Raw genomic sequence first — 13,166 nt, 5'->3', positions numbered from 1 at the left:
GCGTCATACAGACTTACGTCAACGTGTGACGTCAACCCGTAATGGCGGTGCAGGCGTTTGCTCACCTGATCGAGTTTCATTTCCACAATTGAGCGCATGGCTTGCTCAGAAAGTGGGCGATAAATCACAGTCTGGAAGCGTGCTAACAGCGCTGGCTGGAAGTGATCTCGCAAAATCGGGCGCAATAATTCGTGTAATTCGCCTTCGCTGGCTGTCGGATTTTCTTCAAGAAACTGCATTAAGTGGTCGCTACCAAGATTCGAGGTCATCAGAATTACTGTATTTCTGAAGTCAATCTCGCGGCCTTCGCCGTCGCGCATGAAGCCACGGTCAAAGACCTGGTAGAACAGGTTCATGACATCGCGGTGGGCTTTCTCCACTTCATCCAGCAGCACCACGCTGTACGGGCGCTTGCGCACGGCTTCGGTCAGAATGCCGCCCTGGCCGTAACCGACGTAGCCCGGAGGGGAACCCTTCAACTGTGAAACGGTATGCGGCTCCTGGTATTCCGACAGGTTGATGGTGATCAAGGATTTTTCACCGCCATACAGGGAATCTGCCAGCGCCAGCGCACTTTCGGTTTTCCCCACGCCGCTTGGGCCAACCAGCAGGAACACGCCCTGCGGTCCGTTTTCAGACGTTAAGCCGGTTTTGGCGGCACGCAGGCGCTGGGCGATGGCTTCGAGCGCCACATCCTGCCCAACCACGCGCTTGCCAATCTCCTGCTCCAGGCTCAGCAGTTCTGTCTGCTCATCTTTCATCAGGGAGGAAAGCGGCACGCCCGTCCAGTCGGCAATCACTGTCGCCACAGTGCGTACGTCCACATCAACAGAAAGCAGTGGGCTGTTTTGCTGCATGCCACTCAGCTGCTGTTGCAGCGCATTCGTCTCGCTCTGGCGCGAGATATCCTGGCGGGTTTCAAGGAGTTGCCCGGTGAGTTTCAGCTCTTCGCCGTACTGGGTTTCCAGCTTATCCAGCTCAACAATCAGGCTGACTTCTTCCTGCTCGATGACTGACAGGCGTTCACCGTGCGTCTGGCTGCCCAGCGCGATGTCTTCCAGCAGCGCCTGCTTCTCCATCTCAAGCGCGGTGATTTGTGCGCGGATGCGGGTTAGCTGTTCCGGCACGGTATCCAGGCTCATACGTACACGGGCGCTCGCGGTATCCAGCAAATCAACGGCTTTATCCGGTAGCTGGCGGCCTGTCAGATAGCGGCGGGAAAGTGTAACCGCCGCGCGCACCGCATCATCGGTGATGTGAACATTGTGGTGTTCAGCGTAGCGGGATTTCAGGCCGCGCAGCATCAGGCACGCGGTGTCGTCATCCGGCTCGTCGACTTTCACCATCTGGAAGCGGCGCTCCAGCGCGGCATCGCGTTCAAAATATTGTTTGTATTCGGACCAGGTTGTCGCGGCGATGGTGCGCAGTTCGCCACGCGCCAGCGCCGGTTTCAGCAGGTTCGCGGCATCTGCGCCACCCGCCTGATTACCCGCGCCGATAATGGTGTGCGCTTCATCGATAAACAGCAAAATCGGCACTGGCGACTGCTGCACGGCATCGATAACGTTTTTCAGACGCTGCTCGAACTCGCCTTTCACGCCCGCGCCAGCCTGAAGCAGACCGAGGTCAAGCGTGCGCAAAATCACAGGTTTGAGCGATTCCGGCACGTTGCCTTCGGCAATACGCAGCGCCAGGCCTTCTACCAGCGCAGTTTTCCCCACGCCCGGTTCGCCGACCAGAATCGGGTTGTTTTTACGACGGCGAGAGAGAATATCGACCATCTGGCGGATTTCGGTATCGCGACCAAAGACCGGGTCGATTTTGCCCTCTTTCGCTTTCGCCGTGACATCCAGGGTGAATTTATCCAGCGCATTTTGCAGGGCCGGATTGAGCTCGCCCTCTTTCACTTCGCTGCCTGCCGGACGGCCGATCATCTCAACATCGCCGCCCGTCGAAGCAATCAGTTCTTCTTCAAGCTGAAGTTCCGGGCGCTCGTCAGACTGCGCATCCAGCAAAGGACGCAGACGTTCCAGCTGGCTCTGGCCCAGCGTGAACAGTGGCCACAGGCCATCGCAGCGGATCAGTTTCGGGCTTTCAATCAGTGCCAGCAGTAAGTGCTGGCTGCGGATTTGCTCTTCGCCCTGCAATGAAGCCGCCATCCACGCCTGTTTCAGCAACTGATTCAGAGACTCCGCCAGTTGAGGACGGCCGCGCACGGAACGCGGCAGGTTATCCAGCCAGCCCAGCAGCGCCTGCCACATGCCGTCCATATCCCACTCGTAGCGACGTGCCAGCACGGTGAGATCGCCTTCGCCCTGCTCCAGCAGCTTCAGCAGCCAGTGCTCTGGCAGGATTTCCGCATGCGCACGGGTCTGGCACAGAGAAGCTGCGCCTTCCAGCGCGCGGGCGCAGTAAGGATTGAGTCGGCGTAACAGGACGGCTGAAGTTTCCATTTTTCTCTCTCTTTATTTTTTCCCGGGCACGCTACCGCCCATCGCTGTGTACTTACCAAAGCGCATAAGGTCAGGAAGGCAGAATGTGATTTTTCGCTCAGGGCCTGCGTGGGCAGACGCTCAGCGAAAAACTGCGGACAGGCGCAAGCCTGCCCGCAACGGGATTACGCCGTGGCGCGTTCGTTCCAGGAATCGGAATGAATGATGTTGCCGTCTTTGTAGGTCCAGGTGATTTTTTCGTAACGCAGTTCAATGCGCTCAAGGTGGTTGTGCTTCTCTTTAGAAGGATCCTTGATGTCGTACATTTCAGGATTCACTTTCACCACTTTCACGTTTTCCAGTTTGGTGTTGAAGTACTCCACTTCCTGGCCCGCGTCGTTGATTTTGTACCACTTGAATTCCGCAGACTTGAGGGTCTGACCGGTGGTCACAGCCTTGTACAGGTACGGGCTGGAGGAGTCGATTTCCTTGGTGAACAGGAACGGGGTGTGGATACGGGTACCGGTCAGCTTGCCGGTGTTGTTGTCGGTCGGGATGTACAGGTTATGCTCCTGAGCGACAACTTCGATGCTGCCTTCACGATCCTGCACGTCTACAGAACCTTTGATATCCGCACCGCCGTCGTCTTTCAGCCAAAGATAAACTGGAATTGCCATCGGATTTACTCCATTAGTGTTGAGAAACGTCATCATCCTGCGATGACGCTGGGGTTTTGCCTGGTATCTGGCAGGCGTTAGCCTGTGGCACCAGACTGATTTCGACACGGCGGTTAAGCGCTCGCCCTTCCGTGGTGTCATTTGTTGCGACAGGTCGACTTTCGCCATAGCCCTGCACGGCGAAACAGCTTTCCGGCACGTCACCGGTGTCGCGCATCCAGTCACGCACCGCTGCGGCGCGCTTCAAAGACAGCGTCTGGTTCAGTTGAGGATTGCCGGTGTTATCGGTGTGTCCGGCCACCACGATCAGCCAGCCTGGTTTGGCTTTGATGCCAACCAGCGAGTTAATCAGCAATTTGGTGGAGCCTGATTTCAGTTCGTACCTGCCGGAATCGAACAGCGACATGCTGTCGAGGCGGATGGTTTTCGGACCCTGGATGATTTTCTTAATGACCGGTGGAGGCGGTGGCGGTGGAGCCCAGTCGCTGACGGCGGCCTCAACAGGTGGAACCAGACGCAGCCCCTGATACAGCCCCAGGCGATAACGCAGTGGCTCCCCGCGACGCGCCCAGTCGTCCAGCAGTGCGCCATCGGCCCGCAGGCGCTGCTGCGCACGCAGTTTCGGGGCAACAGGCTTACCCGTCAGCTGGTGATATAACGCCAGGTGATCGCCAACATTACGAATGAGACGCTGGTTGTTCATCCAGGACGCCAGCATGGCCAGTGCCAGGAAAATCCCGCCCAGTAATCCGGCATAGCGCCAGAACACCATTCTGCGGCTGACACCACGTCGGCGTGGCAACGCCGGCAGCAGCAGTTCAGGCAGCGGCAGTGGCCCGGTACTCACAACGGTATCCGGTGGCAGCGCCGTCACGGAAGTGATGTGCTGTTGCCAGAGATTGCCCGTGATACCGCTCACCGGCACCATACACATGCCCTGCACGCAGGGCTTCATCACCGGCAGTTCGCCCTGGCGTACCGACAGCAGGTTAGTCACCGCGCTGTTCTGCCAGGCAAGCAGACTGTCCAGCCACAGGCCCTGACTCAGACGCGAAAGACGTCCGTCTGAGCCGGTTTCCCGGGTCCACTCCGTCAGTGACACATTGCCCTGACCGGGCTGATACACCTGAATACCGCTCCGCTGGCTGACCGTGGTAAACCAGACGGGCTCTGCCTCCGCGCAGGCCACAGGGGGCGATACCCAGGTCACAGTCCACAGCGGTGGGAGAGTGCCAAATGCCGCACGGCACTGGACGACAGCCCGCTGCCAGCCCCGCAGAGACTGGGTAAAATCATCGCCGGAGGTGTGCTGTTCAGGTACCACCGCCAGCATGACGGAGATTTGCGACACCAGGGCCGGGCGCACCAGGCTCAGGTGCTGTGCCAGCAGAGGCAGTTGTTCCGCATCCTTCACCCACAGATACCAGCCCTGCCGGGTTTCCCGGTGGCGGGAGCCGGACACAAACAGCGGGGCGTTGTCGCCACAGACGAGGATCACCGCCCCCTGAAAATCTTCCGGCGGCAGGTTTTCATCCACAATTTCCCGGACAGCGGTCGCCCTCGCCTGCGAAGCCCGACGCTGACGCCAGAACATCACACCTGATACCAGAATAACCAGCAGGCTGAGTGCCACACGGCTGCCCGTGGACAGCGGCCAAAATCCCAGAATGAGCCACAGTGCCAGCACGGCACCCAGGGCAGTTAACAGACTTCGGTACGCATCCCGCATCGCTTACCCCGGCCTGACAGTCTGGCTTACCAGGTCGGTAAGCGAAGACGAAAGGAAGAACCAGAGCGCCACCAGGGCGACAGCGGCCACAACCCAGGTCAGCCAGTACCAGCGACGACCGCTGCGCAGGCGTGATGCCCGGGCAACAATAGGGGCGTCCTGTGCCAGCGTGAAGGCCGGCACCCGTTCCGCGAGCGCGCGAACGATATCTTCCCGGCGCTCATCATCCTGGGCACGATACTGACCGACGAACCCCAACTGCAGGGTCCGGTACATGCAGGTCAGGACGGCGGCGTCAGGAGCGGTTTCTTTCAGCAAGTTGCGGATCCGTTCCCACAACTCCTCACCGGCATTGAGGGTGCCAAAGAAGTGAGCCTGCAACGGATCACGACGCCACGTCAGGTAACCGTCATCGGTGGTTCCGCGGTTCATCACGCTCTCATCAAGCAGTGCACACAGGGCATACACCATATGGTCACGGCTGATGTCGCTGTAACCTGCCTCCGTGAGCGCCGCTTTCGCCTCCTGCACCAGACGGCAGGCCCGGCGATAGAGCCCTTCCCCGTCCCGGACTTCCTGCCCGCCGCGCAGCTGGCTGGCCATCAGCCAGCCCGGGTAGAAAATGCGTTCTATCTGGCTGAGTTCGGATTTATTCATGAGCGCAGCACCGCAAAGAGTTCAAGATTCACATCCCCCAGTGAGCGCGGGGTGTAGAAGGTGCAACTGCCCATTTCAAGCATTGCGCGAGCCGCCTCAGTACTCAGATCCAGCGAGAAATACTGGTTCTCAAGACGTAACGGGATGGCGGCCGGAACATGGGTCAGCGGTTTGATAACCATCCCGCTCAGGGCCACGTTCACCACGTCGGACACATCATCAAAGCTGCCCGCTTTACACAGCAGCGGGAATTTCGTCTGAAGTTCATGGTTCGGCATGGAGGAGCGTACGGAGAGATAGAAGTCCGCCCCTTCGCGCAGACGCGCATCGTGCAAGGCACCTTTCCAGATCTGATCCTGATGCTCCAGGTGGATACTCACCACCCGCGACGGCAGGCTCGCTTCCAGCAGCTTGTCGAGCAGTGCCAGCAGCGGCGGGAATACCCGCTCCGGTGCATCGTGCTGATAAGCAGGAATATCGCCGGCGTCATGCTCCAGTGAGAAGGTCAGCAGGCTGCCGGCCAGACGGGTCAGTTCGCGGTACAGCAGTTCCGGGTGACGATCAGGCGTCTGCAGCAGTTCCGTCAGCACCGGCTCGGCGCTGTTCAGGGCATTGAGCAGCCAGAACAGGGAGACATCCGCGACCGCAAAGTCGGCCATCCGCTCATTGCTTTCACGACGCATGGCCATCAGGCGACGACGACGGGCCTGCAGACGAACCAGCAGGTCACCCAGTTCGGTGGTCAGTAATGGGCTCGCAGCAACCGACAGCATCGGCGGGACAAAGGCCGGGTCACGACTCCACTGCCCCTGTGCATTACGCACCAAGCGGGCCACCGGACAGGTCAGATAGGCTGTATTTTCCTGGCTGGACAGACGCAGGGTCAGCGCATTACGCAGGATCGCAAGTTCCCCGCTTTCATGCCCGGCCAGCTCCTGCACCACAACACGCTCCGCTTTCCAGCGACGCGGGCGCTCACTGTCCTGACCGTTATCGAGATTGCCACCGCTGGCACTCAGCAGCGGCAGCGCGACAACCACGTCAACAGCCTCACAGCCGGCGGCAACAGACAAATCACAGACCGGAGGAAGGGTATCTGCCAGGTCGGTATCCACAAGGGTACCGTCCTGAAAGCGCACCACCAGACGGGTGGCGTTCAGGCGCGAAAGCGCCAGTGCGGCATCATCAAATTCTGCCGCCACCACGCCCCAGGGGTGAGAAATACCCATCCGGGCGACCATGTCGGCAACGTGTTCACTCCAGCGGGCCTGCTGCTGGAACTGTTGCGGGGCCAGAGCGGCCCCATCCTCCCAAAGTGGGCGGTAAATTTTCATCCCTGATTTCCCCTTGCCTTACGATTTGGCTTTCGGCATCTGAGAAACCAGTGACAGGTTGACATCCATCCCTTCCACCTGGAAGTGCGGGATAGCGAACAGGCGGACGCGGAAGAAGCCCGGGTTGTCTTCGATGTCTTCGACAATCACTTTGGCGTCACGCAGCGGGTGAGAAGCCTGCAGCTCGTCGCCCGGATCGGTCATTTCCGTCACCAGTCCACGAACCCAGGTGTTCAGTTCCAGCTCCAGCAGACGACGGTCTTTGGTGGTACCGATGTTTTCACGCTGGATCAGCTTCAGGTAGTGCGCGATACGCGACAGCAGGAAGATGTACGGCAGACGGGCATTGATGCGGCTGTTAGCCGTTGCATCTGCGGTGTCATACAGGGCTGGTTTCTGCGTGGAGTTCGCCGAGAAGAAGCACGCGTAATCACGATTTTTGTAGTAGGACAGAGGGATGAAGCCGAGGTTAGCGAATTCAAATTCGCGGGTTTCCGGGATCATCACTTCCGACGGGATTTTCACCTGGTTGCCGGTACCGAGGTCATACAAGTGAATTGGCAGGTCTTTCACTGCACCACCGGCTTGCGGGCCGCGAATCTGTACGCACCAGCCGTTGTTGATGAAGCTCTTCACCATGTTGGCCGCGAAAGCGAATGACGCATTGGTCCACAGGTATTTATCGTGATCCGGGCCTTTCACTTCTTCGACGTAGTTGAAGCTGCGCACCGGTACGGTATCCGGGCCATATGGCAGGCGACCCAGCACACGTGGCATCACCAGGCCGAGATAACGGGAATCGTCGGTCTCACGGAACGATTTCCATTTGATGTACTCCGCGCGGTCGAAGTAGTTACCGATGTCTTTGATGGCTGCAACTTCAGACATGTCATCTTTGAGGAAGAACTTCGGACCAGCAGAACCGATGAATGGCATATGCGCCGCCGCAGACACTTTGGAGAGGTTACGCATCAGTGCTACATCCTGAGCGGATGCATCAAATTCATATGCAGAAATGATAGCCGCAATAGGTTCACCGCCCGGAGTATCGTATTCGGCGATGTAGGTTTGCTTGTACAGGCCGCTCTGGATGATTTCCGGGGAGTCTTCAAAGTCCTGACGCAGCTCGTCTTTCGACAGATCCAGAATTTCCAGTTTCACGTTCTGACGGAAGTCAGTTTTGTCCACCAGCGACTTCAGGCCGCGCCAGACCGATTCCACTTTCTGGAATTCCTCGCTGTGCATCACTTCATCCAGCTGGCGACTGATCTGGAAATCCAGCTCCGCGATGTGGTGATCAAGCAGGGTCTTGTCGAGCTTCTCCACTTTCTGGCCAGACTTCTGCAGGCACTGCATGAAGACCTGGACTGCTGCGGTAACACGCGCATCTGCGGAGGTTTCCGCCATCACGGTGTTGTCTTCAAACCCATTCAGGTCACCGATTTCAGCGACCGGCGTTAAATTAATTTTGTCGAACAGAGAAGCGTAAACTCCACCCTGCGGCAGCGTTTTTTCGATGGTGGTGCCGCCGGCCTGACTCTGAGATTCATTATTGACTGACATAAGCATTTTACTCGTAATTATTCCGTTAACAGGTTCCAGTCATTAAGCCTGGGTCGGGGCAAGCGCATTCAGTTCGCTGCGCAATTCTTCAGAGAGTGACGGGTCCTTTAAAATAGTTTCCAGTTCTTTCCTGAAAGTGACGTTATCCAGAAGATTGGATTTCAAATCACGCAGTAAATTGCGCATGGCAAGCATCGCACGGAGCTGAGGAATTTGGCGCGCAACCGCTTCTGGCTCAAAATCCCTCATATTCTGGAAAGCCAGTTTTACGTTTTCTTCGGAGCCATCGTTAGCGAGGGTATTTTTAACGGTGAGATTAACTTCGGGATTGAGGTCAGCGAGAACACTGTTGAAGTTGTTTTTGTTGATGTTGATTTTTTCACGTTCTGACAGCGTCCCTTCCGCCTTGCCATTGCTGTAGTCACCAACACTCAGAAGCTTCAGTGGCAACTCAACCTTCTTCTGGGCACCACCCGTAACCAGGTCCAATTTTATATTTACGCGCGCGCGAGGTATCTCGTTCTGAAATGATTCAGACATATATATTTATCTCCTGAATGAATTAATCCCTTTGTCGGGTTGAGTGTCACCATATAAAAGCAGGGGCTTTTTATTCTAACCAGTGAGTTGCATCAAGGTAAAGCAGACAAAACGGAAATGATACTTTCAGTTACAAACCTAAATATTTAAGCGTTACTTAAATTCCGCGTCACACCTGGGATTGATAGTCGAAACATTCGAATTAATTGAAACGATAATTTAATGGAATTAAGAATATTCGCTCATGCGTTGTAGGCAAAACCTTAATGCTGAAAAATCCTAAAATCATCCCAAAATAGACCGGGCACAAAAATAAGAAACAAATAAAAACCTTTTGAAATATAGTTATTGCCCCGGATATAAGACAATCATCATCCGGTTTCATGGAAGGTGTAGCATGTATAAAAAGGAACGTACTTCACCCTTCACCTCGTTTGACGAGGTCGCTCTGTACCACAACAGAGAACTCATCCCCTGTCTGGAATGTGGGAAGCCACTGCAGTTTTTGCCCCGCCACGTCTGGTTTGTACATGGTCTGAGTGCATACGAGTATCGCGAAAAGTGGAACATTCCTCAGAGTGTATCCCTGGCTGGTACTGCCTATCTCTCAAAGCGTAGTCAGAACATGAAGGACAGGATTGCCAGTGGCAACTGGGTTCCCGAACAGCAGTTGGCCATGATGCGGGAAGCACGCAAAAACCGTGCAGGAGCCCCATCAGCAAAGCGAAGAAACCTGTCAGAACTGCATCTCTATCAGACGCGTAAAAAGATCCTGGAACGCAAAATTTGGGAAAAATCACCGGTTATCATTACGGCCTCTCAGGAGCTGAAAGACAAAGCTATTCAGCGGATGAATAGCAGGCAACAATCAGGCGAGCCCGTAAAGAAGATTGCCGGAGATCTTGGCGTCTCCATCAGCGCGCTCTACAGCTGGGTGAAAAAATCAGGAAACCGGGGATAAAATGTTGGCCTTTTAAGACACCCGTTTCTTTATTCGCCCTCTTATAATGGGATATTAGCCAGCCAGGCCCCTAATCGACCAGATGATGTATCCAGGTCTGGTGGGGTGCCGATAACAACTTATGGGGGTCAGGCCAGGCCAGGCATTTTTGCCGGGACCGTCTGTAATGTGGATATCGGCTCCACAAGGTTTTTTGGTTTACTTGCATAAGCAGGGAGACAGAATGACCGAATCCAGCGATTACCAGTCAGTCCATATCTTTAGCGACTAGATCCACTTAAGCTTTCGCTGTGAATCGTTCAGGTAACCGCCTGTTAGATAATGCATTGCCTAATTCGAGTATCCTTGCGATATCCATCGTCAGAAAAACTCAGCACACTGAGTGAAAAGAAGCTAACAACCCATCGATGCAAACTTCCCCACTACGAATTATCACTTCCCAAAAAATCTACCCATAGTCCAGGGTTTACTCCACCCATAGTGACAGGCGTTTACTTGCTTCGTTTCCACATATTTCAATCAAAAGGAATAACAAGCAATGACCGACTGTTCTCTGAATCCATTTTTAGCCCGTCGAATTTTAACCACTGACGAAGCGGCTGCGTTTCTTGGATTAAAACCGCAAACCTTGCGTTGTTGGTCCTGCTATGAAAAGGGCCCAATAAAACCCGTACATGTAGGTAATCGCTTACGCTGGAGGCTGAGTGACCTGGAAGCTTTGTTAGACAAAGGAGCATATTGAGCGCTGTACGAGTACAACGATTACTCCTTCGAAGAGCGAGAGATTTGTTTCTCAGATTGAACATCAGGATTTGTGGCTTCGACAATAGCGATAATCTGTGATGGACTTACCTCTAAAGGCGGTGCGAGCTTGAAGACGGTAGCCAGGGAAGGATGGCGCTGTCCAAGCTCAAGCATGCTGATGTAATTACGCTCTAGCCCTGCCTCAAATCCCAATTGTTCCTGCGTTAACCCAGCCTTCTTACGAAGCGTTCTTAAAACGCTGCCAAACACGATTGCAATGTCCAATGACCTCTCCAGCAAACTCTAACAGTTGTTGGAAATTTCACTTCCTGCTGATACCCTTGTCTTCCAACTATAGTTGGAATTAAATTATTGATACCCCTACTTTACGGTTGAATGCGTAAATCGAGGATGCGCTTTACTCATGCTAAGTGGCTAGTAATGGCTAGTTTAATTGAGTGAATTTCATACAAAACATAAAGTCTACTGTAGCTTTCATTCGACCATGGATTCGTAACTAATTAATTTTAAAAGGGAATGGTAAAATGAAAAAACGTAGTTGTGTGATTGTGGCTAGTGCGATCTTGAGTGGGTGTCTGCAATCCAGCGGAGCCCTACAGCTTGGACCTGATACCTATTCATTGTCCGTACATGCTGCCCCGGTTAGAGGTGAAGCTGGTGCCCGTAAAGCAGCACTGACTGAAGCAGCCGAATTTTGCCAACAGAAGGGGAAAGAGTTGATGGTAAACAATATTACGAGCGGTAGCCGAGGTTCACTGCCTGGAGATAATATCGTTCTCACTTTCAGATGCCTTCGGCAGGGAGACTCTGACTTGCAACGCCCCGATTATTCATCAACACCTGATGTTGTGATTGAACAACGTTAATCTAGGCGCCGATCAGGCAATAAGTGGCGCAAGCTCAAGTGCCACTTATTGCAGCCTAATGAACCCCGACTCATAAATCCCTTTTAAATTCAGGTGGCTGGTGAAGAAGAGCAGAACAGAATGCTGGCGCTTACACAATGCTTACATGGCTGGCTGGTATAGCTAACTGGAAGTGTAAAAGGTAGGTAACTTGTTGATTTCATGGTGCCGATAATAGGAGTCGAACCTACGACCTTCGCATTACGAATGCGCTGCTCTACCAACTGAGCTATATCGGCTTTTCTGCGGAATAGTGTGGACGGGGAAAAGCTTAAAACTCTGCGGGTGATGCGTCAATGGCCTTATGAATCAATCGGCTATTTTTGCATCACCCGTTTTCAGTTACGCACGAATCGTATCATCGCCGAAGCCGATCCACTTGTAGGTGGTCAGTGCTTCGAGGCCCATTGGGCCACGGGCGTGCAGTTTTTGGGTGCTGACGGCCACTTCTGCGCCGAGACCAAACTGTGCACCGTCGGTGAAACGGGTTGAAGCGTTGATGTACACGGCTGACGAATCCACTTCGTTGATAAAACGATTGGCGTTGCGCAGCGTGCGGGTCAGGATCGCATCGGAATGCTGGGTACCATGCTCGCGAATGTGAGCGATAGCCTCATCGAGGTCGTCCACCAGCTTCACGCTCAAATCCAACGACAGATATTCGTCGTCATACTCTTCCGCTTTAACCGCCATCACGTTTGCCGGGCCATTTTGCAGCAAGGCCAAAGCATTCGCATCGGCATGCAGCGTCACGCCGCTTTCTGCCATTTGTTTGCTTAGCGCAGGCAGGAAAGTTTCAGCAATCGCTTTGTTCACCAGCAGCGTTTCGACCGTATTACAGGTGCTCGGACGCTGGGTTTTCGCGTTGACGATGATCTTCAGGGCTGGGTCAAACTCAGCGGAATCATCAACATAGATATGACACACGCCAATTCCGCCGGTGATCACCGGGATAGTGGATTGCTCGCGGCACAGCTTGTGCAGCCCAGCGCCGCCGCGTGGGATCAGCATGTCGATGTATTTGTCCATACGCAGCATTTCACTCACCAGCGCGCGGTCCGGGCTTTCAATGGCCTGTACTGCTCCCGCCGGCAATCCGCATTCTTCCAGCGCCTGCTGAATCACTTTCACCGTGGCGGCATTGGTGCGCCAGGTTTCTTTACCGCCGCGCAAGATAGCCGCATTGCCGGTCTTCAGGCATAAAGAGGCGACATCCACGGTGACATTCGGGCGGGCTTCATAGATAACGCCGACCACGCCGAGCGGCACGCGGCGGCGTTCGATGCGCAGGCCGCTGTCCAGCATGCCGCCATCCATCACCTGCCCTACCGGGTCGGCGAGGTTACACACCTGACGAACATCGTCGGCAATGCTTTTCAGGCGTGCGGGCGTTAACGCCAGACGATCCAGCAGCGCTTCGCTCAGGCCATTACCGCGTGCTTCTGCAAGATCCTGCTCGTTCGCGGAGAGGATATCAGCGGTCTGAGCTTCCAGATAATCAGCAATCTTTTCCAGAACCTGATTTTTTTCGCGAGCGGAAAGCTGCGCCAGTTTGTACGAGGCCGCTTTGGCAGCTATGCCCATTTGTTCCAGCATTGAAAGC

The 13,166-nt window shown here is 54.8% G+C and carries 12 protein-coding genes and 1 tRNA gene; 3 read left to right on the top strand and 10 right to left on the bottom strand.

Annotated features, from left to right (window positions below; genetic code table 11):
* The 7 genes from tssH to tssB form a co-directional block, all read right to left on the bottom strand.
* The coding region (gene tssH / locus ACLW56_RS22280; RefSeq protein WP_330985858.1) for a type VI secretion system ATPase TssH at positions 1–2,453 on the bottom strand (2,453 nt) is incomplete at its 3' end.
* Between the two features lie 164 nt (positions 2,454–2,617).
* Positions 2,618–3,109 (bottom strand): type VI secretion system effector Hcp, encoded by a 492-nt coding sequence (gene hcp, locus ACLW56_RS22275; protein ID WP_024558534.1) that lies wholly within the window; start codon positions 3,107–3,109, stop codon positions 2,618–2,620.
* A gap of 13 nt (positions 3,110–3,122) precedes the next feature.
* Positions 3,123–4,838 (bottom strand): OmpA family protein, encoded by a 1,716-nt coding sequence (locus tag ACLW56_RS22270; protein ID WP_330985857.1) that lies wholly within the window; start codon positions 4,836–4,838, stop codon positions 3,123–3,125.
* A 3-nt stretch (positions 4,839–4,841) separates the two neighbouring features.
* The gene (gene tssL / locus ACLW56_RS22265) at positions 4,842–5,495 is read right to left on the bottom strand and encodes a type VI secretion system protein TssL, short form (RefSeq protein WP_321218181.1); all 654 of its coding nucleotides are present in this window, start codon (positions 5,493–5,495) and stop codon (positions 4,842–4,844) included.
* Positions 5,492–6,829, bottom strand: coding sequence for a type VI secretion system baseplate subunit TssK (gene tssK, locus ACLW56_RS22260; protein ID WP_330985856.1), 1,338 nt, complete (start codon positions 6,827–6,829; stop codon positions 5,492–5,494). The genes tssL and tssK overlap by 4 nt, the downstream gene beginning before the upstream one ends.
* Positions 6,830–6,847: 18 nt before the next feature.
* A complete protein-coding gene (tssC, locus tag ACLW56_RS22255; protein WP_330985855.1) occupies positions 6,848–8,398 on the bottom strand; it encodes a type VI secretion system contractile sheath large subunit in 1,551 nt (516 codons plus the stop codon).
* Positions 8,399–8,434: 36 nt separating this feature from the next.
* Positions 8,435–8,932 carry a type VI secretion system contractile sheath small subunit gene (tssB, locus tag ACLW56_RS22250; protein ID WP_330985854.1) on the bottom strand — a complete coding sequence of 166 codons (498 nt, stop codon included), beginning with the start codon at positions 8,930–8,932 and terminating at the stop codon, positions 8,435–8,437.
* 397 nt (positions 8,933–9,329) lie between these two features.
* Here tssB and ACLW56_RS22245 point away from each other — a divergent pair, with 397 nt between their 5' ends.
* Both ACLW56_RS22245 and ACLW56_RS22240 read left to right on the top strand, forming a co-directional pair.
* On the top strand, positions 9,330–9,893 hold the full coding sequence (locus ACLW56_RS22245; protein ID WP_330985853.1) for a MucR family transcriptional regulator: 564 nt from the start codon (positions 9,330–9,332) through the stop codon (positions 9,891–9,893).
* A 538-nt stretch (positions 9,894–10,431) separates the two neighbouring features.
* Positions 10,432–10,635 (top strand): helix-turn-helix transcriptional regulator, encoded by a 204-nt coding sequence (locus ACLW56_RS22240; RefSeq protein WP_415378070.1) that lies wholly within the window; start codon positions 10,432–10,434, stop codon positions 10,633–10,635.
* Between the two features lie 20 nt (positions 10,636–10,655).
* On the opposite strand, the gene ACLW56_RS22235 is transcribed toward ACLW56_RS22240, so the two are convergent.
* Positions 10,656–10,922, bottom strand: a complete 267-nt coding sequence (locus ACLW56_RS22235) for a helix-turn-helix transcriptional regulator (protein WP_330985852.1) — start codon at positions 10,920–10,922, stop codon at positions 10,656–10,658.
* A 260-nt stretch (positions 10,923–11,182) separates the two neighbouring features.
* Between ACLW56_RS22235 and ACLW56_RS22230 the strand changes: the two genes are divergently transcribed.
* Positions 11,183–11,524, top strand: coding sequence for a hypothetical protein (locus tag ACLW56_RS22230; RefSeq protein ID WP_330985851.1), 342 nt, complete (start codon positions 11,183–11,185; stop codon positions 11,522–11,524).
* Positions 11,525–11,726: 202 nt separating this feature from the next.
* Here the strand turns inward: ACLW56_RS22230 and ACLW56_RS22225 are convergent.
* A tRNA-Thr gene (locus tag ACLW56_RS22225) sits at positions 11,727–11,802 on the bottom strand.
* 103 nt (positions 11,803–11,905) lie between these two features.
* Positions 11,906–13,159 (bottom strand): glutamate-5-semialdehyde dehydrogenase, encoded by a 1,254-nt coding sequence (proA, locus tag ACLW56_RS22220; protein ID WP_330985850.1) that lies wholly within the window; start codon positions 13,157–13,159, stop codon positions 11,906–11,908.
* Between the last annotated feature and the right edge of the window lie 7 nt (positions 13,160–13,166).

The organism is Pantoea sp. sgz302252, assembly GCF_047713085.1.
GTDB lineage: Bacteria > Pseudomonadota > Gammaproteobacteria > Enterobacterales > Enterobacteriaceae > Scandinavium.
This window is presented reverse-complemented; position numbering and strand designations above follow the sequence as displayed.